This is a genomic window from Leeuwenhoekiella marinoflava DSM 3653 (genome assembly GCF_900129005.1).
GTDB classification, from domain to species: Bacteria; Bacteroidota; Bacteroidia; order Flavobacteriales; family Flavobacteriaceae; genus Leeuwenhoekiella; species Leeuwenhoekiella marinoflava.
In genome coordinates this window covers 41,472-67,620 of sequence record NZ_FQUN01000013.1, presented here as the reverse complement: position 1 = coordinate 67,620, position 26,149 = coordinate 41,472, and the positions used below count along the sequence as shown (strand labels likewise).

Below are 26,149 nucleotides of genomic sequence, written 5' to 3'. Positions count from 1 at the left end.
ATAGAGTATAAAAGATGTTAATAATGCGGCAATTGAGTCATATGGTTTCTCTCGAGCCGAATTTTTAAAGATGACTATAAAAGATGTTCGCCCAAAAGAGAAAATTCCTAAATTAATAGATGTTGTATTGCGCAATATGCCTTATTAATAGATACCTTCTTAAGGTCATACACCGCAAAGAACCTTCTTTTATACCGATGCTCAAAAAGCGCTTGAATTGATTGCAGAAAAATCTGAAGCACATAAGTTCTTAATTTATATACATATCAATATGCCTAAAATAAATGGCTGGGATTTTCTCAAGAGGATTGAAATGCTAGAAAATACTACTCGTTTTAAAAGTATCCTTAGTGACTTCTTCTGTAGATGAGATTGATAAAAAGCGAGCAGAACAATTTGATCTGGTCGAGGCATATGTAGAAAAGCTTTAGATAAAAATACAATCTACTCACTGAAAAACCTTATAAAGTCGTTTAGGGAATTAACTAATCCTCATCGATTTTCAAGTTGTTCAAAATAAGATTTTCTATAGATTCTGTATTTTCTAATTGACCGTTAGACGTTTCTAGTTTTATGTTTTCAAAAGTGAAATCAGATAACTTATACTGATCTGAATCTACGATGTTAAATCCTATCTCACAGGTTAATTTAATGTTTTTCATCTTGATATTGTGAGCATATGATTTAATCATACTCTCTTCTCCCTTTAAATTGAAAAATTGAGTCCAGGGTTTAATAAGAATCATACTTCTTACACTTCCTTTTATATCTTCAATCGTAATATATTCATACGTCTGTGGCGTATCAGGACGCATTTTAAGCCAGAAAATACGATGCGCACTATCTATTGTGCTTCGGCGAAAAATGATGTTGTAATTGTGTATAGATTCGCTTCCACAGGTAAGAGCACTATGGCAAAAACCATACGTGTTATCTTCGATGATGATGTTTCGGTTTTCACCATTATTTGGATCTTCATCAGCGTGCGGACCTTTGCCGCCTTTTAAGGCTACAGCATCATCGTTAACTGCCATATAACAGTTTTTGATCAGCATATTTTGACATGCATCAATATCAACAGCATCTGTACTGGGGGCTTTTACAGGCTCTTTAGGGGAAGTGATTGTTAAGTTCAAAAGCTTTACATATTCACTTTTGTAAAAGTGAGTCGTCCAGAAAGGAGAATTTTTCAGTTTAATATTTTCAATCTGCACATTTTTGCTGTTAGAAACATAAACCAGTCTGGGGCGCATTTCATCTTTATTGGTACAATCAGGATTCCATTCGCGGCGTAACCAGAAAGCCTTCCAGTAGCGCAAACCATTCCCGTCAAGGGTGCCGTTTCCTGAAATCGTAAAACCGTCAAGATTATCTGCATTTACAAGTGCCGGAAAGTACGTTACACTTTCCCCTTCAATACGAGTCATAACTACGGGGAAGTTGCTGATGTCATCACTTCCTTTTAAAACTCCGTTTTCTTCTAAAAATAAATGCGTGTCTTGTTTAAAGAAAAGCGATCCACTTAAGAAAACACCTTTAGGCACTACAATAACACCGCCTCCATTTTTGGCAGCAGTATCAATAACTGCTTGAATTTTTTTTGTTTGAACCTGTGTACTGTCATTAATCACACCATAATCGGTAATCACATAGTGCTTCCCTAATTTATCGATATTTACTCCGTCTGTATTATGAAACCAGTCCGGTATCACCGTACCATCCGGGAAACGGTCTTGCCCATATGCTACGGAATTAATTATTACAACTAAGATCAGGAGACTTTTTATAAGTGTGTGCATAGAATCTTTTAATTCAATTTTTATAAAAGTATTTATATATATCGATATAGTTATCCTGCTCTATCCTGAGTTTTAGAATAGTTGTTTAAATAAATGATTATAGACTGCGTTATTAGTTTTAATGAAAAAGCAACAGAGGTATCTCTTTTGAATCAATAAGAGCTGAATAAAATCTTTAATAGTTGATTATTTTTTAGAAGAAGATTCACGCTCAACTAGTGTACCCTCTAAGACCAGTTTGACAGGTTTTGGCTTTTCTTTATTTTTTAGCTTATTTAGTAAAATCTTCATAAGCTGATTTGCCATTTCATCAACAGGTTGAGCAAACGCGCTAATAGTAGGGGAGTACATCTCAAAAAAACCACTGTCGTCAAAACTGATAATACCTAGTTTATTAATAAGCTGAGGGTCTATTTGATGAATAGCCTTTAGACCGCTTTGTGACAAGTAATTCGTAGCAAAAAATAAAGCGTCAATGTTTTTATTCGATTTGAAAAAATCCTTCATTTTTTCTCTTGATGCAACGACGTTTGATGTGTTGTAAGGGAGTTTAAGAATTTGGGGTTCAAAACCAGCATTTTCAATAGTAGCTCTATAACCAGCCTCGCGATCATGCATTTGTATCTGGTCTAAATCTATAGTTATAAAAGCAATATTTTTATATCCGGAATCAATGAGGTGTTGTGTAGATTGTTTTGCACCTTCATAGTTGTTGATAATTACATAATCTGCTTCAAGCTCAGGAATCTTACGGTCAAAAAGAACTACAGGAACTTCATTTTCTAACAAATAAGAAATTTCTTTTTCTATCCCTGGTGGAGGTACTATTATAAAACCATCTACTTGGCGTTCATGAAATAGGTGAATAAGTTCTTGAGTACGTTTTACATTGTTTTCGGTACTGCAAAAAAGTACCCGGTAATCATTTTTATAACAGATGTCTTCTATGAGTCTACCTACCTTAGAAAAGAAGTGATTGCTAATATCTTCAACCATAAAGACTAAAACTCGAGTACTTCCGGTACGTAGGCTTCTTGCAACAAGATTAGGTTTGTAGTTTATTTCCTTTAAATAGGTTTCAACGCGGGCTATTAATTCTTTAGATATTTTTTTTTCTGCTCCTTTACCATTTAAAACAAAGGAAACAGTTGTAGTTGAAATATTTAAAACTTCGGCAATGTCTTTAAGAGAGGGTCTTTTTTTTTTCATAAACATAAAATGTTGAGATCATTTTGTTTCGAATCTAAAAATACCAAAAAAAACCTCATATAAAATGTTTGATTTTTTAAATGTAAATATTACAGTAAATCGTTTCAGTCGTAGTAAGGACTTGATTTGTAGGTTTAAAAATAAATAGTGATATAGGACTTGTAAAAAATAATAGGTTTTAGCTTTAAGTGTTAATTTATACATTTATCTTTTTCAAGTTTTATAGTTCCGTCATAGGTTAACGAGGTTGTGTCTTCAAAAGTAGCTACGCCAGCTACATCTTTAATGTTGCCAAAGCCTTCCGTGAGTACGCCATTCTCAACTTTAAAAGCAACTTCTCTAATGCTTTGTTTTCCTTCAGATAAAAAGGTATAGACTCCTAGAATAATATTGTTTTCAAGAGTTCCTTTGAAGCTCCCGGAGTTGCGGTCTTTTTCTGCCCAATTATAAATCAATGTGCCTTGCACAACAGGATCTACTCTTGTAATTCTAAAACTAATGTTCGTTCCATTTTCATTATAGCCATAGCAGGCAACTTCAAGAGGGAAAGATTTATCGGTAATTTTTTTCTCTTGTTTACAGCTTGTAATGAGTGCTGCGATAAAAAGGATTGTTAAAAAATTTTTCATAAAGTATGTTGAATAAAACCTAAGGTTTTTAGTTTAAATCAATTACAGACTTATCACGCATTATGAGCTGATAATCCTAGTAAATTGAAGTAAGGAAATTACAAATTTTAGGACTATATCGCTATGAAAGCTATAAATAAGAATGATTTATCAAGTACTAAATACTCAGTTTTAGATTTGGTACCCATAGTAGAAGGAGTAGATGCTCAGGAAGCAATTAAACGTAGTGTAAACCTGGCTCAACATACAGAACAATTAGGTTTCCATAGATTTTGGATCTCTGAACATCACAATATGGAAAGTTTGGCAAGTGCGGCACCTGTTATTTTGATAGGCCATATTGCTCAACAAACAACAAAGATTCGTGTGGGTTCTGGTGGTGTAATGTTGCCTAATCATGCTCCGCTTGTGGTGGCAGAACAGTTTGGTACCTTAGCAACACTCTATCCTAATCGTATAGATCTGGGTCTGGGTCGTGCTCCGGGTACAGACCAGCGTACCGCGATGGCTCTTCGGAGGTATCAGCAGGAAACGGTACAAGATTTCCCTAATAACATAGACGAACTTCAAACCTATTTATCTGAAGAAAATAGTACTGCGCCAGTACGTGCAACTCCGGGTGAAGGTTTAGATATTCCTTTATATTTATTGGGTTCAAGTACATTTAGTGCGCAGCTAGCCGGAAAAAAAGGTTTACCATATGCTTTTGCAAGTCATTTTGCGCCAACGCATTTACACGATGCGCTTAGATTGTATCATCAAAATTTTGAAGCTTCTGCACAGTTGGACACCCCATATACTATGGCTTGTGTTAATGTCATTGCAGCAGATACTGATGAAGAAGCAGAACGTTTGGCAACGAGCGCAAAGCGATTTATGCTGGGAGTTATTAGAAATACCAGAAAACCACTTTCTCCACCTGTTGATTCTATGGCCGGAGAATGGACAGAATTAGAGCGTATGCAGATTGAGCAAATGATGCATTATAGTTTTATAGGCTCTCAGGAAACAGTAACTAAGGGTCTGGCTCAATTTAAAGCCGAAACGCAAATAGACGAATTGATTATTATTTCGCATATTTATGATCATCAGGCCCGATTGAAATCATACAAATTAGTAAGTGAGATTTTTACTCGATAATCGAGATTTAAATGTTTCGAGGCTTGCTTCAAGATGATTTATAGAAGCGCTGAAGCAAACTTAAATTTCATAAAGTTCAAGTGGGAGTTCATCGGGGTCGGCAAAAAATGTAAAGCGTTTGCCGGTAAGTGCATCAACGCGTATGAGTTCAGTTTTTACTCCTTTTTGATTTAATTGTTTTACAGCAGCCTCAATATCATCAGTAGCAAAAGCTAAATGCCTTAAGCCGCAAGCCTCCGGTCTTGATGTTCTTTCTGGTGGATTAGGGAAGGAGAATAATTCAATACGATATTCACCATTTAAAGCCAGATCGAGCTTGTAGGAGTTTCTGGCTTCGCGAAAAGTTTCAGTAATAATCGTAAGCCCTAAAACTTCAGTATAAAACTTTTTAGACTTTTTATAATCAGAACAGATTATCGCAATATGATGAATGTGTTTTAACATTTTGTATTGGTTTTAATAGAAAGCCTGATGAGAAAGTTTACCACTGGCAATCAATAAAATCGGTAAGCATATGAAACAGGAGACCAACAGCTACTACGCGAAGCTTCGGAACAAAAAATAGGGCAAAATACGCGCCTATTGCCCAATATGAATGCAGTGGATGAAAATTTATGCTGCACCGCTCCGGATCAAATATAGGTGTAGCCAATAAATGATCTAGATCAACAAGCATCGTTAAAAGCATAATGAGCCACGCTTTTAGCCAGTTTTCTCTAAAAAACACCCAGGCGATTAACCCGGGTGCTAATAAGTGTAAACTATAATGTACGAGCGTTTGTAGCAAACTCGGTTTTATTTAAACATATCAAGACCGGGAATGTCTGGCATACCTTCTTTTGCAACTGCGGCAAGCTCTTGATCATAACTCGCTTTTGCTCGTGATAAAGCTTTGTTAAGCGTCAAAATAAGATAATCTTCTAACTGTTCCTTATCTTCTAGAAGTTCGTCTTTAATATCAATTTTCTTAACCGCACCGGCAACACTTACTGTAACGTGTAGTAAGTCATCGCTACTATTCTCATCAATATAAACCGTTTCTAAACGTTTTTTTGTGTCTTCGGCTTTTTGCTGGGTTTCCTTAATTTTTCCCATCATGCCCATCATATCTCCAAACATAATCTGTATTTAAATTGTTAGTCTTCAAAAGTACAAAAACTAGTATTTAAAAAATCTTAGGAGTATTAACTTAAATAGTAGTTTTCCATATAAATAATGAAGCTTTACAAAGCTATTTTAAATGAAAATTCAGTTTAATTTATTTTAAAAAATGTCTGAGATTACCCGTATTTTTGCGCCCTTATGAAAAATGACACACAATCTTTAGATACGCCGCTTTTGCCACCAGATGCAAAACAAGTTCCACACGAGTTAGAGAAGCACGGCGATATACGAATAGACGAATATTACTGGATGAATGAGCGTGATCATCCTGATGTGATTGCTTATTTGGAAGCAGAGAATGCGTATTATGAGCAGATGACCGCACATACAAAGCCTTTGCAACAAAAGCTTTTTGAGGAAATGAAGGCGCGTATTAAAGAAGATGATGAGAGTGTGCCTTATAAGTACAACGGTTATTGGTATTATACCCGTTTTGAAAAAGGAAAGAACTACCCTTTATATTGTAGAAGAGAGGAAGTGATGACCGCTCCAGAAGAGGTTATGTTTGATAATAATGAGATGGCAGAAGGTCATTCTTATTTTAAGCAGGCGGGCTACTCTATTTCAGAAAATAATGAAATTGCCGTTTACGGGATAGATACGGTAAGTCGCAGACAGTATGATTTGCAATTTAAAAATTTAAAGACCGGCGATATTTACCCGGTAGTAATTAAGAATACTACAGGAAGAGCAACTTGGGGAGGCGATAATAAAACGGTTTTTTATACCCGAAAAGATCCGCAAACACTGAGAAGCAGTCAGATTTTTAAACACGTTTTAGGAACCGAAGCATCAGATGATGTTATGGTATATGAAGAGTTGGATGAAACCTTTGATGTAGGTATTTTTAAGTCAAAATCCCGTAAATATATATTCATAGGAGCTTCAAGCACGTTGACCAGCGAATACAGATATACCGAAGCGAACGGCCCCGGTTTTGAGTTTAAAGTTATTCAGGAACGTACGCGTGGTTTAGAATACGGAGTGTCTCATTTTGGGGATTATTTTTATTTGGTGACCAATAAAGATGAAGCGACCAATTTTAAATTGGTAAAAACACCGGTTGCTAGTCCGGCGATGGAGAATTGGGTTGAAGTAATTCCGCACCGCGAAGATACCTTGCTTGAAGATATTGAGATTTTTGAAGAATATCTTGTGGTAGAAGAGCGTAACGGTGGTTTGAATAAAATAAATATCAAACGCTGGGATGAGACTGAAGATTACTATTTACCTTTTGATAGCGAGACCTACACGGTTTTTGCGAGTATAAACCCAGATTTTGATACAGAATTGCTTAGGTATTCTTATAATGCTTTAGATACGCCGCCTTCTGTGGTTTCCTTCAATATGCGGACTAAAGAAAAGAAGATTCTAAAAGAGGTTGAAGTTTTAGGGGGGAATTTTGACAAAGATAATTATGAGTCGAAACGCATCTGGGCGACCGCAGATGATGGTACTGCAATACCCATTTCTATTGTTTATAAAAAGGGAATTTCTTTAGATGGAAGTAATCCTTTATTACAATACGCATATGGGAGCTATGGCATTACCACAGATCCTGCTTTTTCAACCTCAAGATTAAGTTTACTAGATAACGGATTCATTTTTGCCATAGCCCACATACGTGGTGGTGAATATTTAGGCCGAAACTGGTATGAAGATGGAAAGTTGCTTAAAAAGATGAATACGTTTACAGATTTTATTGCCTGTTCGACTTATTTGATAGAACAAGGCTATACCAATTCAAATAATCTATATGCGTACGGAGGATCAGCCGGTGGTCTACTTATGGGCGGTATTTTAAATATGGCTCCACAGCTTTATAATGGAGTAATTGCAGCCGTTCCTTTTGTAGATGTAGTAACCACAATGTTAGATGACAGTATACCGTTAACAACTTCAGAATATGATGAGTGGGGAAATCCTAATGATAAAGAATATTATGACTATATGAAATCGTATTCTCCTTATGATCAGGTAACAGTGCAAAATTACCCCAATATACTAGTTACGACTGGTTATCACGACAGTCAAGTACAGTATTGGGAGCCTGCAAAATGGGTTGCACGTTTGCGAGATAAGAATATAGCAGACACTAAAATTTACTTTGAGACTAATATGGATGCGGGTCACGGTGGGGCTTCAGGGCGTTTTGAAGCACTAAAAGAAACCGCAAAAGATTATGCCTTTTTGATTGATTTAGCAGGAAAATCAAAGTAATTCCAAATATTTCCTGTAAATTTGCAAGGTTTTAAATAACGGTTTTAGGAATTACTAAAAGAGTACTCGAAACGATAATTCTTCTATGAAAGAACACCTTAACGTTTATAATGACGTCCTTCAGCTGGTAGGTAACACCCCCTTAGTACGCCTCAATAGAATAACAAAAGATCTTCCGGGATCTTATTTTGCAAAGGTTGAAGCCTTCAATCCGGGTAATTCTTCTAAAGATCGTATTGCACTTTATATTATTGAGGATGCAGAGCGTAAAGGAATCTTAAAGCCTGGTGATACAATTGTAGAAACAACATCGGGTAATACCGGTTTCAGTATTGCGATGGTGAGTATTGTAAAAGGGTACAAATGTATTCTTGCCGTTAGTTCAAAATCTTCAAAAGATAAAATTGATGCGCTGAGAGCAATGGGAGCAAAGGTTTATGTTTGTCCGGCAAACGTAAGTGCAGACGATTCCAGATCATATTATCAGGTTGCAAAACGCATTCATAGCGAAAACAAAGGTTCTGTTTATATTAATCAATATTTTAATCAGTTGAATGCAGATGCCCATTATGCATCTTCAGGTCCTGAAATTTGGGAACAAACCGAAGGTAAGCTAACGCACTTTGTTGCTTGTAGTGGTACCGGAGGAACAATATCAGGTACAGCAAAATATTTAAAAGAGAAGAATCCTAATATCCGTATTTTAGGAATTGATGCCTACGGAAGTGTTCTTAAAAAATATCACGAGACTCAGGAATTTGATAAAAATGAAATTTATCCGTACCGTATAGAAGGTTTGGGTAAAAACTTAATACCTACCGCAACGAACTTTGATGTGATAGATTATTTTGAAAAAGTTTCTGATGAAGATAGTGCGCACACCGCACGCAGAATAGCAAAGACTGAAGGTTTATTTGTAGGATATACAAGTGGAGCCGCAGTACAAGGAACCATTCAAATGGCAGCTGCAGGAGCATTTGATGAAAATTCTAAAGTTGTAATTATGTTTCCTGATCATGGTAGAAGCTATATGAGTAAAATCTATAGTGATGACTGGATGAACGAACAGGGTTTCTTTGACGCAGAAAATGAAGTGGGTGTAGATAAAATTGAATTTATTAAGTAAATCCTGAAATGAGTTTTTTCAGGAAATTAGTTATAAATGATTAACCCTAAATTGGTAAGAAAATAGCAAAGAATAACAAAAAGACAGTTTCTTTTTGTTTGAATATTGATGTATGAGAGACTTATTTGACAAGATTTATAAGGACAAAGGTCCTTTAGGGAAATGGGCAGCACAGGCAGAGGGATATTTTGTATTCCCTAAATTAGAAGGGCCTATTTCAAACAGAATGAAATTTCAAGGTAAAGATGTTATTACCTGGAGTATTAATGATTACTTAGGGCTTGCTAATAATGCAGAAGTTCGTAAAGTAGATGCTGAGGCAGCTGCTGAGTACGGTTCTGCTTACCCAATGGGAGCTCGTATGATGAGTGGTCACACCTCTCTGCACGAACAATTACAGACTGAACTGGCTGCTTTTGTTAAAAAGGAAGCTGCTTATCTGTTAAACTTTGGTTACCAAGGGATGGTTTCTACTGTTGACGCATTAGTAGCTAAAGATGATATCATTGTTTATGATGTAGATGCTCACGCTTGTATTATAGACGGTGTGCGTTTGCATATGGGGAAACGCTTTACCTATAAGCATAACGATATTGAAAGTATCGAAAAGAACTTACAGCGTGCGACAAAACTTGCAGAACAAACAGGAGGGGGAATTCTTCTCATTTCTGAAGGTGTTTTTGGAATGCGTGGTGAGCAAGGTCGATTAAAAGAAATCGTTGCGCTTAAAGAAAAGTACAACTTTAGATTATTTGTAGATGATGCACACGGTTTTGGTACATTAGGAGCTACAGGTGCAGGTGCAGGTGAAGAGCAGGGTGTTCAAGATCAGATAGATGTTTACTTTGCAACTTTTGCTAAGTCTATGGCAAGTACCGGAGCTTTTATAGCAGCAGATCAGGAAATCATAGATTATTTAAAATATAACCTACGCTCGCAAATGTTTGCAAAATCTTTGCAGATGCAGTTGGTAGTAGGGGCACTTAAGCGTTTAGATATGTTGCGTACTATGCCAGAGCTTCGAGAGAAACTTTGGGAGAATGTAAACGCATTACAAAACGGACTTAAGAAACGTGGTTTTGATATAGGTACTACGCAAAGTTGTGTAACTCCGGTTTATCTTAAAGGTAGCATTCCTGAGGCGATGGCGTTGGTAAAGGATCTACGTGAGAACCATGGTATTTTCTGTTCTATCGTAGTTTATCCTGTCATTCCTAAAGGATTAATTTTATTACGCTTGATTCCTACAGCATCTCACACATTAGAAGATGTAGAAGAGACGTTAGATGCATTCTCTTCTATTAGAGAACGTTTAGAAAATGGTACTTACAAAAGATTATCAGCAGGAGTTCAAGCTTCTATGGAAGCTTAATCCTAACGATATATTTTGAATTAAAAAAAGCCTGACCCTTAAATGGATCAGGCTTTTTTTAATTACTGATCTTTGTTAGTTTTCTGAAAATTAAGCTTCTAGTTTAAAACGGATTAAGTCATAAAAGTGTGTGAGGTTTCTTCAATGGTTCTGTCAAATCTTTGAACTTATTCTTTATTCTTTGAATAAATAGCTTGTTAAACTTTATAAGAGACTTATAGTTTTAAAAATACATTAATTCAGTTAACAGAGTTGACACGTGATTTGTGGTGTATATCGTGTTATTAACCTACTCATAATTGTTATATGTCGAAATTGTTTCTTTTAACACAAATTTATAGACACCTTTAAGTTGTATTAAGTTTTTCATAACAATTAATTAACTCAAAATTTAACAACATGAATGTGAAGGTAAAGTACATACTTGGGTTTGTTACATTGCTCTTTGTGCAAGGGCTGATGGCGCAAACCATTACCGGTACTGTAACAGATAATACCGGTGTTCCGCTTCCCGGAGCGAATGTCATTGAAAAAGGTACCACTAACGGTGCCTCTACAGATTTTGATGGTAACTACACTTTAGAGTTGACTACTTCAAATGCAGTAATTACATTTTCATCTTTAGGTTTCTTATCTAAGGATGTCACTGTAGGTAGCCAGACCGTTATTGACATCCAGATGGAAGAAGATGCTCAACAATTAGGAGAGGTTGTGGTAACAGCTTTAGGGATTAAGCGAGAAAAGAAAGCTATCACATATTCTGCTCAAAATGTTGAAGTAGATGAAATATCTGAAGCTCGTTCTTTAAACGTTGCAAATTCTCTTTCAGGAAAGGTTGCCGGACTTAATTTTTCGACTACTTCAAATGGAGTAGGAAGTGCGTCTCGAGTTACCTTACGTGGTAATAGATCATTAACAGGTAATAATCAGCCATTATATGTGGTAGATGGTGTGCCTATTAGTAATGGTTCTGGGAGTAGGAATTCTAATATAGATACAGGAGGTACAACACAACCTGATGGAATTGCAAATATAAATCCTGATGATATCGCAAGTATTAGTGTTTTAAAAGGTCCATCTGCGGCTGCACTTTACGGAACTCGAGCGAGTAATGGTGTCATTGTTATTACTACAAAATCTGGTAATGGTGCTCAAGGAACACGTATTACTGTTTCATCTAATTTTATGGCTTCTTCAGCTTATAATCTTCTGAATTTACAAAATCAATATGGGCAGGGTACTAACGGTGAGTATGTGTCTAACTCAAGTTCAAGTTGGGGTGGTAGATTAGATGGTAGTCAGGTTGAAGCTTGGCAACTGGTAAGAAATCCTGATTATGAAGGTCCTGCGACATATGCATACGCTCCGCAACCGGATAATGTGATAGACTTTTTTCAAACAGGTTATAATTTAGCTAATACATTATCTGTAACTACAGGAACAGAAAAGACACAAGCTTATTTTTCTTACACTAATACTACTGCAGAAGGAATTGTTGAAGGAAATAAATTGAATAGACATAATGCTAACTTGCGCTTAAATAGTAAACTTACTGATAAGTTATCTTTAGATGTGAAGACTAATTATATTGTTCAAGATATAGATAATCTATTGAGAACTGGTGAAGAGTCTGTGGGAACATCAGCTTATTTATTGCCTCGAAGTATTCCTTTTAATGAATACAAAGATTTTGAATACGTAGATGCTGCAGGACAATTGCAAACTAACTATTTTATAGATGAAGTAGGTGCTCCTGGAGGAAACCCTTATTGGTCAGCATTGCGTAATGACGACAGAACAGATAAGAGAAACCGTTTTATAGGTTTAGCATCTTTAAAGTATCAATTTACTGACGCATTGAGTTTACAAGTGCGTACAGGTATTGATGATATGACAAATAAGACTTTTAGAAATAGGTATGCAACAAATGCCTTTAATAATAATTTAGGAGGATATAGTGAGTATTATGAGACTGTAAGAGAGTTAAACTCTGATGCACTTTTATCATACGATAATAAGTTTGGTGATTTTAGCTTGAATGTGAATTTAGGAGCAAATATTTTAAAACAAACGTCCTCTTCTCTAAATTCGGGAGGTACTTTAAGTAAGCGTAATTTTTTTGCTTTAGCTAATGTTGAAACTATTAGTTCTACCTCAGGAAAACGAGAAAAGCAAATCAACTCAATCTATAGTTTTGCTCAGTTAGGATATAAAAGTATGTTATTTTTAGATGTAACTGCCCGAAATGACTGGTCATCTACTTTACCAAAAGAAAATCGCTCATTTTTCTACCCATCTATAGGTATTTCTGGCTTAATTTCAGAAATGACTGAATTACCAGAGTTTATATCTTATGCTAAAGTGAGAGCTTCTTATGCAGAGGTTGGTAACGACACAGATCCTTATCAATTAAGTCCACAACTTTCTTACATAGGAGGTAATGGCGGAATGCTTTATTCTCAAACTACAGCTGCAAACCCTAATTTAAAACCTGAAATTTCAAACTCTGTAGAATTTGGAGCTGATTTTAGATTTTTAAAAAATAGACTTGGTGTTGATTTTACCTATTTTAAAACAAATACTAAAAATCAAATTTTTAGTATAAATACTCCAGAGTCTTCAGGATATTCAAATGCAATTGTTAACGGAGGAGAGGTTCAAAATAGTGGTATAGAAATTTCACTTACTGCAACTCCAATTGAGACAGATAACTTCTCTTGGGATATTTTAGCAAACTATGCGTCATATGATTCTGAAATCAAATCGATATTCGAAGGAAGAGATGAGCTTGTTTTAGGTCAAGGTAGACTTGTTAGAAGTAAGGTAGTTAAAGGAGGTCAATATGGAGATTTATACATTCAAGGTTTTCAAAGAAATGATGACGGTGAGATTATAGTTAATTCTGCCGGTATACCACTAGCAACAAATAGTTTTGATGTTTATGGAGGAAACTTTAATCCAGATTGGACAGGTGGACTTAAGAACACCCTTAGATATAAAGAATTTTCATTGAGTTTCTTAATTGATATGAGAATAGGTGGTGAGGTAATTTCTTATACACAGGCTAGACAAGCAGGATTGGGGGTTAATGAGATGACTCTTGAAGGAAGAGAAGATGGTTTAGTGGTAGACGGTGTTGTAGCTAATGAAGATGGTACATTTTCACCAAACACTACAAATATTACAGCAGAGCAATACTGGACTGCTATAGGTCAAAGAACGCCAATTGCAGAGCCATTTATTTATGATGCAACAAACATTCGCTTGAGAGAATTGGTATTAGGGTATGCAATGCCTCAACGTTTATTAGAAAACTCTCCATTTAGAAGTGTGAATATTTCTTTAGTAGGAAGAAACTTATTTTTTATTCTTAATGAGGCAAAATACTTTGACCCTGAGCAAGGTGCAGGTACTGGAAACCTTCAAGGTATAGAGTCATTTAATATCCCTTCTACAAGAAATTATGGGGTAAGTGTGAAATTTGGATTTTAAAAAAAAAAGAAATTATTATGAATAAATATTTAAACATAAAGACAACAGCTGTTTCTCTATTAGTCGCATTGGCTGTAGGGTGTACAGGTGATTTTGATGAGATCAATACAAATGATAATGCGCTAACAGAAGATCAACTTGATGCAAGTCTTGCTGGGCCAGCTTTCGCTTCGGCTCAATATGCAGGGATCCACAATGGTTCTTATTCATCGCCAGGGGTTGATGATCAAGGAACATGGGGTATTGCTACAGGAATTATTTCTTCCACCTTTGTTCAGTATATGAATACTGGTTATAGTACAGATAGAAATGCTTTTGGAGGGTTTGAGTCTCGAGGATGGTTGCGTTTCTATACCGTAGCTGTGCCTGCGTTACAAAATGCAATGAAAGCTGCAGAAGGAAATGAAGAAGCTCTTGCTATACTTAAAATATGGAAAGTGTTTATGTTCAACCAGATGACAGATCATTACGGTCCTATTCCATATACAGAAGCGGGTTCTGGTGCAGAGAAAATAGCTTATGATTCTCAAGAAGCTATTTATGAAGACTTTTTCGTACTACTTGATGAAGCTGATACTATTTTGAGTGCATCTTCTGAAGCAACTTCTGCATTATTTCAAACTTCAGATCGTATTTACGCAGGTGACGTAGAAAGCTGGAGAGTTTTTGGAAACAGTTTACGTTTACGTTTAGCACTTAGAATATCTGATGTTCAACCCCAAAAAGCACAGGAACAAGCAGAATTAGCTGTTGCTAATGGTGTTATGCAAAGTAATGATGATAGTGCATTTTTTTCAGTGAGTGAGATTACTCCAAACAACTTGAATATGATCGTAAACAGTTGGGGGTATTTTATGACCGCTTCAATGGAAAGTATTCTAAAAGGATATAATGACCCTAGAATGGAAGTATGGTTTGCAAAAACTGAAGATAGCCTATTTATTGGTCAGCCAGCAGGAGGTTTAAATGATGAATTTGGAACGACTAAATTTTCTCCGTTTAATGAAGATGTTTTAGGTAATGATTATAGAAACACTAAAGACATAGAAATTCTTATGGCTTCAGAATGCTATCTGAATAGAGCAGAAGGTGCTTTAAATGGTTGGAATATGAGTGGAAGCGCTGAGGATTTTTATGAAACAGGAATTGAGCTTTCTATGAACCAATGGGGTGTAGATGATGCTGAAGCAATAGATAATTACATAGGGGGAACTTCTACTCCTGTAGTACCTATTATCACAGATCTTTATCCTGATCTAGACTTGTATACTCCACCGGTAACATTACCTGTTAGTTGGGCATCAAGTGAGGCTGAACAGCGTAATCAAATAGCAGTTCAAAAGTATCTTGCTTTATTCCCTGAATCTTGGGAGACTTGGGCTGACTTGAGAAGAACAGATCAAGAAGTTGTTTATCCACTTCTAAACTCAGATAATTTAGATGCTGGAGTTGGTACAGAATTAATGAAACGTGTGATCTATGTGACTAATGAAATTTCTTCTAATGGAGAGGCTGTAGATGCAGCAGTAGAATTATTAGATGGCCCTGATACTGGAGGAACTAGACTTTGGTGGGATGTTAATTAAATAGATATCTACTTTATAAAATAATACAAAAAAAGCCTTGAACATTTGTTCATGGCTTTTTACTTTTAAAGAGCACTTGGAATATTATCCTTCGCCTAAAAGTTCTTGCATTTTAGAAACAAGAGCTTTTCCTCTTAAATTCTTTTCAATAATAGTACCTGTCGCGTCTATTAGATATGTTGCAGGTATTGCTGTTACTCCATATTTACGAGCAATAGGATCTTGCCATTCCATAAGGTTTGACACGTGATACCAGTTCATTTTGTCATTTTCTATGGCTGTAAGCCATTTGTTTTTGTCTTTTGCGCGATCCAAAGAAACGCTTATGATATTTAGGCCTTTATCGTGATACGTATTGTAAACAGAAACCACGTTAGGATTTTCCTGACGACAAGGCTTGCACCAGCTTGCCCAGAAATCTATAATTGTATACTTAGAACCCATTGCATCAGCTAAAGCTAATTCTGAACCATCTGGAGTAGGAGCGGTAAAAGCAGGAGCTTTATTACCTACTTCTGCTTGTGCAGCAGCAGCTTCTTGAGATTTTAATTTAGCAATCATCTCATTCAACTTAACTCCTTTGTCTATTTCTTTAAGTTTTGCATCTAAGCTTTCAAATAATTCTTCAGCTTTATCAGCTTCAATAGCACGTGTACCAACTAAATCAGAAAGAATAATAACACTTACAAATTCCCTAGGATGTTCTTCAATTAATTGAATGCGTCTGCGCGTGTCTGCATCATTAATGGCTTCAAACTCATTACGGATTATGGTAACTTTAGAAGTGTCTCCACTTTGCATTGCTGCCATTCCTTCTTCTTGTAGTTTTTGCTTTTCTTTATTTGAAGCAACCACATCATCATAATAGAGTTTAAAAAAATCATTTTCAGCTCCACCGTTTATTTCAGAAGTATATAAGCTGTCTTTATATGCTTTTACAGTAATTTCTTCATTTTCAGCAATAAGAATAATATTTCCTTTAGCACCTTCAAATGTAAGAACCATCATTTCGGGAGCGCTAACTGGTTCTGGGTTAAAACTAAACTTCCCTTCTTTGATCACTGTAGTGTCAATGTTTTTCAATTGATTATTAGCGTCAATTTTTTGCAAGAAAACATTCGTGCCATTATTGATGTCAGGTGTTGTACCATCAATCTTAAAATCGGGTTCAGAACCGCATGATATAACTAAAATTGCTGCTGCAATTAGTAAACAAAATTTATTCATTCTTTTTTCTAGATTTAGTTGTGGTGCAATATACGTGATTTTAAGTTTTTTTAGAATATATGTCAGGCTTAAGAAAAGGGCGTGATATTTGACACAAGGTACTGTAAGTTTAAACCTATGTTAAAGACAAACTAATAGTAACGGGTTGACAACTATTTTAGTATTTTGAATTGTAAGAATAAGGATATGGAAGATTTACAAGAATTTCCACTACAGGTAAAATTGAGTTTCGCTAAGGTTTTAGAGATGCTCAAAAAGCGTATGCACCAATCTCAAAATGAAGTAACTAAGAATTATTTGAAATCTATTTTGGATTATGCTGAATCTTTCCCGGAACTTATAAATGGTATTGAAGATCCTGAAAAAATTGATGAATATCAAGAGATTCTTAGTACTTTACTTGACAATCTTTTTCCTGCAGCCTTAACAAAAAATGAAATTAAGGCAGCAACTATTCCTTTTAAGAATAAGATATTTAATCCTACACGCAGATTTGCTTCGATAATAGAAGATGCAGGAGAGGATTTTGATCTTACCATAAGAAACCTAGATCCTAATTATTCTTATATAATAGGTTGTGTGATCATATTAAATAGTTACTATAACTATGATATTGATTTTAAGAGACCTATGTTTTATGAGATTCCAGATAAAAATGGAGTAATTCGTACGTATAGAGCTTCTATGAATGCAGATTTCACATTTTGTGAACCAACTGAAAATTCTATTGAAATTACTCAGGAAATTGTAGATAAGCTTATTGAAAATGGTGATAATGTTGATTTATGGAAAGAATATTTTCCACCACAGAGCTGGATTCTAAAAGGGCTTACAATCTTAAATCTTACAGATGTTACCGTAGATGATTCTATATCTGACTTAAAAAGCACTTTGCTTTCTAAAAGGAATTTGAAGCAGGGAAGCACTGCAAAACAATTTCAGAGCATTTTCAGTTCTATATTTAATATTCCTGACTTACGCGTAGGTTTTACTGAGTTTGATAAGGAAGAAGATTATTTTAAGAGAATGAGTGGAGGTGATGCAGCTAGTTTTATTCTTAATGAAGAAACTCGGTCTGATTGCCGTCAAAGTATGTGCGATTGCTCTTATAACACTTTGATTCACGATAAGAAATATTTTGTAATTCCTGATGTTGAAGATTATGCAAAAAAGAATGAGAACGAGGTTCTTGCTCAAAATTTACTAAAACAAGATATTAAAAGCTGTATGCTTGCACCTATAACAATGGGTAATGAGTTGCTTGCGGTTTTAGAACTTGTATCTTCAAAACGTAATTCGTTACACAGTCTAAACGCAACTAAATTAGATGATGTGATGCCTTATATCATTTCTACTGTAGAGCGTAAAAAGTTTGAAGAAGAAAATAGAATAAAGGCAGTTATTCAAAATGAGTGTACGAGTATTCATCCTAGTGTTTTATGGATTTTTGAAGAGGAAGCTAAGCGCTTTATAAGTAATCAAAATGAAGGTAAATTTGCTGCATTTAAGGATATCGCCTTTGAAGATGTGTACCCACTTTATGGGCAGATTGATATAGTAGGTTCTTCTGATGAGCGTAATAAAGCCATTCAGCAAGATATATTGATTCAGTTGGAATTGGTTCACGGCATTCTTGAACTTGCATTAGAATCTAACCCAATACCAATCTATGAGCAGGTAAAGTTTAGAATTCAGGAATTTACTGAAGAGATAAAAGAGAGATTAAATGCCAATAGCGAAAGTGAAGTTTTCGCATTGCTTCAGGAAGAGGTAAATCCTTTATTGAGTCATCTTAATACAAAAATTCCTGAGCTCAAAAGAGAAATTGATAACTATAAAAAATCTATAAATAAAGATACTGGTTTGATTTACCGAAATCGTAAAAATTATGATGATAAGGTTCAGTTGATCAATCAAAATCTGGCAACCTTTTTAGATAGAAAGCAGCAAGAAGCACAGCAGATTTTTCCGCATTATTTTGAACGCTATAAAACTGATGGTGTAGACCACAATATTTATATCGGTGCATCTATGACACCTAAGGAGAAATTCAACAAGGTGTATTTATACAACCTTAGATTGTGGCAGCTTTGCACTATGTGTGAAATGGAAAATCACTTCTATCACAAACAAGAAGGAATAGAGTTACAATTAGATGCAGCATCCTTGATTCTTGTATTTAGTACGACTTTGTCTATTAGGTATAGAATGGATGAGAAGAAATTTGATGTTGACGGTACGTATAATGCACGATATGAAATTATCAAAAAACGTATAGATAAAGCTCTTGTAAAAGGAACAGATGAGCGTATAACTCAAAAAGGCAAAATAGCCATCATTTATTCTCAGGATGCTGATGCAGAGGAATACACGCGCTATATCAAATACCTACAGCGTAAAGATTATCTAGGTTCTGAAATAGAATACCTAGAGCTTGAAGATGTACAAGGCGTAGTAGGGTTGAAAGCTATACGGGTAAATGTTTTATATACTTCAAAACTACCACGAAGTAATGATGAAGAAACGATTACTTATGAAGACTTAATGGAAATTTTAGATTAAAATAAAAGCCTTGAAATTTTCAAGGCTTTTTTAGTTTATACTAATTACATCATCCAGAATGCGATGATAAAACTTATTACCGAAATGATAATTCCTATCATAAAAACGGTATAGGTTTTTCTAAGCAGCATATATTTTTTATTCAAAACAACACCTAAAAGGTATAAATCTTTAGTAAGCGCCTCGTAGATATAATCTTTATCATAGATGATCTCATTAATAGCCCACTGATATTGATCATATTTCATTTTGTGAAAATTCCCAAAGAATAAAATATTCACTTGTTTTTTCTTAACCTGTTCTCTTGTAAACTCTCCAGAAGTGACATTAGGTCGTGTAGAAAGTATAGACATAATTATTGAAGCTACACTAAATACAACCAGTACAAGTGTTGGTATCAATAAATGACGATTACTTGGTGCATCTAATTTGGGAATCATATTAGATAAAGCCAGCGAGATAATAATAGCATTTACTGAAAGTAAGATGTTTGCCTTTGTATCTGCGATATCACTTAATTTGATGTGGTTTCTTAGAGTTGTACGATACAGTGTTTGCACACCACGATCAGGACTTTCATCTTTAAATTTAGCCTTAAGCTTAGCTTTAACTTCTTCCTTACGGTATTTTTTCTTCTTTTTCTTTTCTTTTTTCAGCAAAGAGATGAGGTTTTCATCCTTTTGGTTTTTCCAGTTTCTGGCAGCATAATCTGTATAAAATTTATGCTTATGAGTAAACATTTGTATATTTTCTTCACGCCATTCTGAAGGAGTAAACTTTTTGGTTTCTGTTAAGAGTAATTCCTGTCTTAAAAATTCACTAGTTTGAGCGTAATATTCTTTAGCAAAGTGAGAATTATCAGCATCTTTTAAAATGCGTTCAAGCTCATTTTGAGGTTCTTGACCCATTTTTGTTGAAGCGATAAGTTCTACAACTATTTGTTGGGTCTCATCATCAACATTTTCTTTTTTCATGTAATCTTTAGCAATCTCAATACTAGCTTCTTCATGACCATCACGAGTCTTGGTATAGCCTGTATCATGAAGCCATGCAGCAAGAATTAGCGCATCTTTCTGTTTAACATTAATTTGAGAATTTTCGGCTATTTCTTTAGTACTTTTAACAACTCTTACAGTGTGATTATAATTGTGATAGAGATAACTGTTAGGAAGTTTTTTCTTAAAAAGTTCTAAAACAAACTGATCTGCTTTTGAAAAAGATTCTTGTATTTTTTCTGCTGTTTCAGCCATGAATTTTTGTTATTAAAGTAAGGAAAAGTACGAAAAAGAATTCCCAAAATTATTTTCATGATAAAAAATAACATACTTCTAACACTTGTAATCTGCTTGTTTCTTTCGGCTTGCGCCACATATACTTCCAGATACAAAGAAGGTGTTGAACAAGGAATTTATCCTTCAGCAAAAAAAATAGATCGTACTTTTTATTTACTAGGTGATGCCGGTAATTCTGAAATGGGGCAAAGTACCGAAGGGATTAAATTATTTAAGAAGTTTTTAGATAAAGCAAATGATGATTCATCATTTGCTATTTTTTTAGGTGATAATATTTATCCGGTAGGAATGCCTCCTGAAGGAACAGAAGAGCGCCCGCTTGCTCAACACCGTGTTGATGCACAGGTTGAGACTTTTGATAATTATGAAGGTACACCTATATTTATTCCTGGAAATCACGACTGGTATAATGACCATTTACACGGCTTGAATAGAGAAGAGGAATATCTGAAGAAAATAACGGGTTTAGATGATGTTTTTTTGCCAAAGGACGGTTGTCCGTTGGTGAATTATGATATTAATAAATCGGTTCATATGATCATTTTAGATACACAATGGTATTTGGAGGACTGGGATAAAAGCCCGGAGATTAATGATAAATGCGATAATATTAAAGATCGGGAGAAGTTTTTTATTGAGTTAGAAAATGAGATCAAGAAAAATCAGCATAAAACTTTAGTAATTGCAATGCATCACCCAATGTTTACCAACGGTGTGCATGGTGGTAAGTTTGCTTTAGATAAACATTTATACCCTTCTCAACAGAAAATTCCCGTACCTATTTTAGGTTCTTTGGTGACTCAGATTAGAACACAGGGAGGAGTCTCTAAACAAGATCGTTTTAACGAGAAGTATAATGAGTTAATGAAGCGCTTACGTGTGTTAGCTCAGGGACATAATAAAATTATTTTTACGTCTGGACATGAGCACGGCTTACAGTACATTGAGCACGATGAGGTTAGACAAATTGTTTCAGGATCTGGTTCTAAATCATCTTATGCATATTTAGGTAATGATGGATTATTTAGTTCAGATTACGAAGGCTTTGCTCAATTAGATATTTTTGAAGATGGTTCGTCATGGGTTCGTTACTACGGCACCAATCAGGAAACCGGTGAGCCTGAACTATTTTTTCAGAAAGAGATTTATGGTCCTGATAAAATAGAAGACTATTCACATATACCAACAGATTTTCCTGCTACTGTAAAAACTTCAGTTTATCCTACAGAAAAAACTGAGCGTTCAGATTTTTTTGAAAGGGTATGGGGAGAGCACTATCGGGAAGTTTATGGTAAAGAAGTGACAGCGCCAGTAGCCTTATTAGATACACTTTATGGAGGTCTTGAAGTAATTAGACCGGGTGGGGGACATCAAACTGTTTCTTTAAGACTTAAGGATAAAACCGGTAGAGAGTATAATATGAGGGCTTTGCGTAAAAGCGCTGTTCAATTTTTGCAAAAAGTAATTTTAAAAGAAAATGCTGATGTAGAAGAGGACTTAGAAAATACCTTACCAGAATCTTTGATTCAGGATTTTTACACTTCTGCGCATCCCTACGGAGCTTTTGCAATCCCGCGTTTGAGTGAAGCTTCACAGGTTTTGCACACAACTCCTCGTTTATATTATGTGCCAAAACAGCCTGCTTTAGGTTTGTATAATGAAGATTATGGTGATCAACTCTATATGATTGTTGAGCGACCGGCTAAAGAGTACGGTGGAGAGACTTTTAACTATCCTGATGATATTGAGAGTACAGATGATATTCTTAACAAATTACGCAGTGATGAATCTAATGTGGTAGACGAACCTACTTATATACGTGCCCGTATGTTTGATATGCTTATAGGTGATTGGGACAGGCATAACGACCAATGGCGTTGGGCAGAATTTAAAACTACAGATGGTGAAGATGTTTTTGTGCCCATTCCTAGAGATCGCGATCAGGTATTTACCAATTTTGATGGAGCAATTCTAGATGTTGCCCGCACTTTATTTGGAATGGCAAAACAGTTTCAGGTTTATGATAAGAATCTGAATGATATGAAGTGGTTTAATAATGCAGGTATAAAACTTGATCGTGCTCTTGCACAGCAGTCGGGAAGAGAAGTCTGGTTAGAGCAAGCGAGCTACATAAAAGAACACGTTACAGATTCTGTTATAGAAGAGGCGTTTACAGATCTTCCTCCAGAGGTTAGTAATGGTCAATCTATACAGGATATCAAAGAAAATTTAAAAGGACGTCGCGATAATTTGGTAGAAATAGCAGGATCATTTTATGATTATTTGGTAGAACTACAAATGGTTGTAGGTACAGATAAAGATGATTATTTTGAAATTACTCGTGAAAACAATCAGACTACGGTAAAAGCTTGGCGAATAAAAGATGGAAAGCAGGCAGACCTAATGCATGATCGCACTTATTTTTCTAACGAAACCAAACAGCTTTGGATTTACGGTCTTGACGACGATGATGTTTTTGAGGTAAATGGAGAAGGAGATAACCCTATTTTTACCCGAATCATCGGTGGGCAGAACAAGGATATTTACCGCATTAAAAGTGGGAGAAAAATTAAAGTTTATGATCACGAGAGTTTACCTAACACTATTGAAGAAAAAGGCGGAGCGAATTTTAGGCTTACAGACGTTTACGATTACAATACTTATGATTACCAGAAACAGATTTTACGATCTAATGTTTTAACACCGGCATTTGGATATAACCCAGACAATGGAGTAAGTATAGGATTGTCTGATACATATACTGTAAATGGCTTTAGACAAAATCCTTTTTCACAACAACACCGCTTCAATGTGTTGTACTATTTTGCAACAAGTGGTCTTGATTTTTCGTATAAAGGAGAGTTTGCTGGTATTATGAATGATTGGAATCTGGTTTTAGCGGGTAGATATACAACGCCTAATTATGCCAAAAACTTTTTTGGCTACGGAAACGAATCAACTAATAATGATGATGAATTTGGAATGAACTTTAACAGAGTTCGGTTGAGCCGCATAGAGGCTTCTGCAGGACTTTTACGTAACTCTGATTATGGAAGCACTTTTTCGGTAAATGCAAAATTTGAAGGAATAAAAGTAGCAGATAATTATCTTAGGTATATTGATATTGTAGATATTATAGAGCAAGAAGAGCGTAAGTATTTTGCGACTTTTGATGCCGCTTATGAGTACCATAGCAAAGATAATACTCTTGCACCTACGCGTGGAATGGATTTCGTACTTAATGGTGGCTTTACAAATAATCTTACTGAGACCGGTAGACGCTTTGCTTACTTGAATCCAAGTATTGGTTTTTACAATGCAATAAGTACAAATAGAAAATTAGTGCTTAAGACTTCAGCGAGTGGTCAGTTTAGATTTGGTGATAATACCGAGTTTTATCAAGCAGCAACTTTAGGGCAAAGAAACGGGTTACGCGGTTACCGTTTTGATCGTTTTGCCGGTGAGCGAGCCTTTGCGACTTCAGGTGATTTAAGATATGCTTTCAATACGTTTAAAACTGGATTTTTACCTTTGCAGATAGGTGTTTTTGGAGGATATGATTTGGGTAGAGTTTGGTCAGATTTTGATAATAATTCAGAGCAATGGCACGACTCGTACGGTATAGGTTTCTGGGTTAACAGTGCAGATGCGTTGAGTGGTACTTTCAATCTTTTTAAATCTAGTGAAGGCTACCGCGTTTCATTTGGATTTGGTTTTAATTTTTAGAATTAATTTTTTCGCCGTTAGGCAATTTACATATGAAGGAAATAGAAAATATTGACAATACTGAAGGTTTAGAAAAGCGCGAACGCGTAGACACAATCAATCTGGAATACCTCAAGGTTAAAGACTATGAGGAGCTTAAAGAGATTATGATCGCTGTGTATCCCAATATTACAGATTCCTATTGGAAGAAAAAAGATATTCAGAAACTGATATCGATTTTTCCGGAAGGTCAGGTTGTGGTAAAAGTCAATGGTGAGATTGCCGGTTGTGCGCTTTCAATCATTGTAGACTATGATAAGTTTACAGATACGCATACGTATATGCAAATCACAGGTGACGAGACTTTTAGTACCCATACACCTAAAGGAAATGTGCTCTACGGAATAGAAATCTTTATTTCACAGCAATACCGTGGGATGCGTATAGGTCGTCGTTTATATGATTACCGTAAAGAATTGTGTGAGAACTTGAACTTAGAACGTATTGTTTTTGGCGGAAGGTTGCCCAATTATCACCAGCACGCTAAAGATCTTTCTCCTAAGGCTTATATTGAAAAAGTACGGGCTCGTGAGATTAATGATCCGGTTCTTGATTTTCAACTGAGTAATGATTTTCATGTAAAACGAATCATCACAAATTATCTGGAAGGAGATATGCAGTCTAAAGATTATGCTGCACTCTTGGAATGGGATAATATTTATTATCAGAAACCCGTAAAAAAACCAAATGCGATTAAAACCGTGGTGCGTTTAGGCTTGGTTCAGTGGCAAATGCGTACCTATAAGAATTTTGAAGAACTCATAGAGCAAGCTGAATATTTCATCGATACTATTTCAGGTTATCGCTCTGATTTTGCATTGTTCCCAGAGTTTTTTAATGCGCCGCTTATGGCTGCATACAACCATCTTTCTGAGCCTGATGCTATACGTGAACTAGCGAAATACACAGAGCGTATAAGAGATCGTTTTTCTGAGCTATCGGTAAGTTATAATATCAATATCATTACGGGGAGTATGCCATATATTGAAGATGGTACGCTATATAATGTAGGTTTTCTTTGCAAACGTGACGGAACGATAGAGAAATTTTACAAACTGCACGTAACTCCTGATGAGGCAAAAGCTTGGGGAATGAGTGGGGGAGAAGTGCTGAAAACCTTCAATACAGATTGTGGTAAAATAGGTATTCTTATTTGTTATGATGTAGAATTCCCAGAATTAAGCCGTTTACTTGCAGATGAAGGTATGGATATTCTTTTTGTGCCTTTTCTTACAGATACCCAAAACGGATACAGCCGTGTTCGCCATTGTGCACAAGCAAGAGCGATTGAAAACGAGTGTTATGTAGCTATTGCAGGTAGCGTAGGGAATATTCCTAAAGTGCATAATATGGATATGCAATTCGCTCAAAGTATGGTTTTAACGCCTTGTGATTTTCAGTTTCCAACAAATGGAGTGAAAGCTGAAGCTACTCCGAATGCTGAGATGATTCTTGTAGCAGATGTTGATCTTGACCTTTTAAAAGAACTGAATCAGTTTGGTAGTGTGCACAATCTTGTAGATCGCAGAAAGGATCTATTCCAACTAAAATGGAAGAAAAAGTAGT

General features: G+C 35.5%; 17 protein-coding genes. 9 read left to right on the top strand and 8 right to left on the bottom strand.

Annotated features, from left to right (window positions below; translation table 11 throughout):
- Positions 1-485 precede the first annotated feature (485 nt).
- From BUB91_RS12835 to BUB91_RS12820, 3 genes are all read right to left on the bottom strand, one after another.
- Positions 486-1,799 carry a rhamnogalacturonidase gene (locus tag BUB91_RS12835; protein ID WP_073099694.1) on the bottom strand — a complete coding sequence of 438 codons (1,314 nt, stop codon included), beginning with the start codon at positions 1,797-1,799 and terminating at the stop codon, positions 486-488.
- Between the two features lie 186 nt (positions 1,800-1,985).
- Positions 1,986-3,008, bottom strand: a complete 1,023-nt coding sequence (locus tag BUB91_RS12830) for a LacI family DNA-binding transcriptional regulator (protein ID WP_073099753.1) — start codon at positions 3,006-3,008, stop codon at positions 1,986-1,988.
- Between the two features lie 191 nt (positions 3,009-3,199).
- Positions 3,200-3,637, bottom strand: coding sequence for a hypothetical protein (locus BUB91_RS12820; RefSeq protein WP_073099692.1), 438 nt, complete (start codon positions 3,635-3,637; stop codon positions 3,200-3,202).
- Positions 3,638-3,760: 123 nt separating this feature from the next.
- Here BUB91_RS12820 and BUB91_RS12815 point away from each other — a divergent pair, with 123 nt between their 5' ends.
- Positions 3,761-4,777, top strand: a complete 1,017-nt coding sequence (locus BUB91_RS12815; protein ID WP_073099691.1) for an LLM class flavin-dependent oxidoreductase — start codon at positions 3,761-3,763, stop codon at positions 4,775-4,777.
- A 60-nt stretch (positions 4,778-4,837) separates the two neighbouring features.
- On the opposite strand, the gene gloA2 is transcribed toward BUB91_RS12815, so the two are convergent.
- From gloA2 to BUB91_RS12800, 3 genes are read right to left on the bottom strand one after another with little or no spacing between them, the layout of a single operon-like run.
- On the bottom strand, positions 4,838-5,221 hold the full coding sequence (gene gloA2, locus BUB91_RS12810; RefSeq protein ID WP_073099690.1) for an SMU1112c/YaeR family gloxylase I-like metalloprotein: 384 nt from the start codon (positions 5,219-5,221) through the stop codon (positions 4,838-4,840).
- Positions 5,222-5,258: 37 nt separating this feature from the next.
- Positions 5,259-5,564 (bottom strand): DUF6122 family protein, encoded by a 306-nt coding sequence (locus BUB91_RS12805; protein ID WP_073099689.1) that lies wholly within the window; start codon positions 5,562-5,564, stop codon positions 5,259-5,261.
- An 8-nt stretch (positions 5,565-5,572) separates the two neighbouring features.
- Positions 5,573-5,896 (bottom strand): YbaB/EbfC family nucleoid-associated protein, encoded by a 324-nt coding sequence (locus tag BUB91_RS12800; RefSeq protein WP_073099688.1) that lies wholly within the window; start codon positions 5,894-5,896, stop codon positions 5,573-5,575.
- A 183-nt stretch (positions 5,897-6,079) separates the two neighbouring features.
- Between BUB91_RS12800 and BUB91_RS12795 the strand changes: the two genes are divergently transcribed.
- The 5 genes from BUB91_RS12795 (at position 6,080) to BUB91_RS12775 (ending at position 15,737) form a co-directional block, all read left to right on the top strand.
- On the top strand, positions 6,080-8,161 hold the full coding sequence (locus tag BUB91_RS12795; protein WP_073099687.1) for a S9 family peptidase: 2,082 nt from the start codon (positions 6,080-6,082) through the stop codon (positions 8,159-8,161).
- 85 nt (positions 8,162-8,246) lie between these two features.
- A complete protein-coding gene (locus BUB91_RS12790; protein ID WP_073099686.1) occupies positions 8,247-9,287 on the top strand; it encodes a cysteate synthase in 1,041 nt (346 codons plus the stop codon).
- 112 nt (positions 9,288-9,399) lie between these two features.
- Complete coding sequence (locus BUB91_RS12785) at positions 9,400-10,659, top strand: cysteate-C-fatty acyltransferase (protein WP_073099685.1); 1,260 nt, start codon at positions 9,400-9,402, stop codon at positions 10,657-10,659.
- Positions 10,660-11,058: 399 nt separating this feature from the next.
- Positions 11,059-14,151, top strand: a complete 3,093-nt coding sequence (locus tag BUB91_RS12780) for a SusC/RagA family TonB-linked outer membrane protein (RefSeq protein ID WP_073099684.1) — start codon at positions 11,059-11,061, stop codon at positions 14,149-14,151.
- A gap of 17 nt (positions 14,152-14,168) precedes the next feature.
- Positions 14,169-15,737, top strand: a complete 1,569-nt coding sequence (locus tag BUB91_RS12775; protein ID WP_073099683.1) for a SusD/RagB family nutrient-binding outer membrane lipoprotein — start codon at positions 14,169-14,171, stop codon at positions 15,735-15,737.
- An 84-nt stretch (positions 15,738-15,821) separates the two neighbouring features.
- Here BUB91_RS12775 and BUB91_RS12770 read toward each other — a convergent pair whose 3' ends face one another.
- Complete coding sequence (locus tag BUB91_RS12770; protein WP_073099682.1) at positions 15,822-16,964, bottom strand: TlpA disulfide reductase family protein; 1,143 nt, start codon at positions 16,962-16,964, stop codon at positions 15,822-15,824.
- 186 nt (positions 16,965-17,150) lie between these two features.
- Between BUB91_RS12770 and BUB91_RS12765 the strand changes: the two genes are divergently transcribed.
- On the top strand, positions 17,151-19,526 hold the full coding sequence (locus tag BUB91_RS12765; protein ID WP_073099681.1) for a GAF domain-containing protein: 2,376 nt from the start codon (positions 17,151-17,153) through the stop codon (positions 19,524-19,526).
- Positions 19,527-19,570: 44 nt separating this feature from the next.
- On the opposite strand, the gene BUB91_RS12760 is transcribed toward BUB91_RS12765, so the two are convergent.
- Complete coding sequence (locus BUB91_RS12760) at positions 19,571-20,776, bottom strand: Pycsar system effector family protein (RefSeq protein ID WP_073099680.1); 1,206 nt, start codon at positions 20,774-20,776, stop codon at positions 19,571-19,573.
- A gap of 57 nt (positions 20,777-20,833) precedes the next feature.
- Here BUB91_RS12760 and BUB91_RS12755 point away from each other — a divergent pair, with 57 nt between their 5' ends.
- Entirely contained in the window at positions 20,834-24,544 is a 3,711-nt protein-coding gene (locus tag BUB91_RS12755) for a metallophosphoesterase (RefSeq protein ID WP_073099679.1), read from the top strand.
- A 32-nt stretch (positions 24,545-24,576) separates the two neighbouring features.
- Entirely contained in the window at positions 24,577-26,148 is a 1,572-nt protein-coding gene (locus BUB91_RS12750; RefSeq protein WP_073099678.1) for a bifunctional GNAT family N-acetyltransferase/carbon-nitrogen hydrolase family protein, read from the top strand.
- The last annotated feature ends 1 nt before the right edge of the window (position 26,149 follow it).

Bases quoted from the DNA above. Each gene is read 5' to 3' on its own strand.
- BUB91_RS12835 (WP_073099694.1), bottom strand. From the start codon at position 1,799: ATGCACACACTTATAAAAAGTCTCCTGATCTTAGTTGTAATAATTAAT.
- BUB91_RS12830 (WP_073099753.1), bottom strand. From the start codon at position 3,008: ATGAAAAAAAAAAGACCCTCTCTTAAAGACATTGCCGAAGTTTTAAAT.
- BUB91_RS12820 (WP_073099692.1), bottom strand. From the start codon at position 3,637: ATGAAAAATTTTTTAACAATCCTTTTTATCGCAGCACTCATTACAAGC.
- BUB91_RS12815 (WP_073099691.1), top strand. From the start codon at position 3,761: ATGAAAGCTATAAATAAGAATGATTTATCAAGTACTAAATACTCAGTT.
- gloA2 (WP_073099690.1), bottom strand. From the start codon at position 5,221: ATGTTAAAACACATTCATCATATTGCGATAATCTGTTCTGATTATAAA.
- BUB91_RS12800 (WP_073099688.1), bottom strand. From the start codon at position 5,896: ATGTTTGGAGATATGATGGGCATGATGGGAAAAATTAAGGAAACCCAG.
- BUB91_RS12795 (WP_073099687.1), top strand. From the start codon at position 6,080: ATGAAAAATGACACACAATCTTTAGATACGCCGCTTTTGCCACCAGAT.
- BUB91_RS12790 (WP_073099686.1), top strand. From the start codon at position 8,247: ATGAAAGAACACCTTAACGTTTATAATGACGTCCTTCAGCTGGTAGGT.
- BUB91_RS12785 (WP_073099685.1), top strand. From the start codon at position 9,400: ATGAGAGACTTATTTGACAAGATTTATAAGGACAAAGGTCCTTTAGGG.
- BUB91_RS12780 (WP_073099684.1), top strand. From the start codon at position 11,059: ATGAATGTGAAGGTAAAGTACATACTTGGGTTTGTTACATTGCTCTTT.
- BUB91_RS12775 (WP_073099683.1), top strand. From the start codon at position 14,169: ATGAATAAATATTTAAACATAAAGACAACAGCTGTTTCTCTATTAGTC.
- BUB91_RS12770 (WP_073099682.1), bottom strand. From the start codon at position 16,964: ATGAATAAATTTTGTTTACTAATTGCAGCAGCAATTTTAGTTATATCA.
- BUB91_RS12765 (WP_073099681.1), top strand. From the start codon at position 17,151: ATGGAAGATTTACAAGAATTTCCACTACAGGTAAAATTGAGTTTCGCT.
- BUB91_RS12760 (WP_073099680.1), bottom strand. From the start codon at position 20,776: ATGGCTGAAACAGCAGAAAAAATACAAGAATCTTTTTCAAAAGCAGAT.
- BUB91_RS12755 (WP_073099679.1), top strand. From the start codon at position 20,834: ATGATAAAAAATAACATACTTCTAACACTTGTAATCTGCTTGTTTCTT.
- BUB91_RS12750 (WP_073099678.1), top strand. From the start codon at position 24,577: ATGAAGGAAATAGAAAATATTGACAATACTGAAGGTTTAGAAAAGCGC.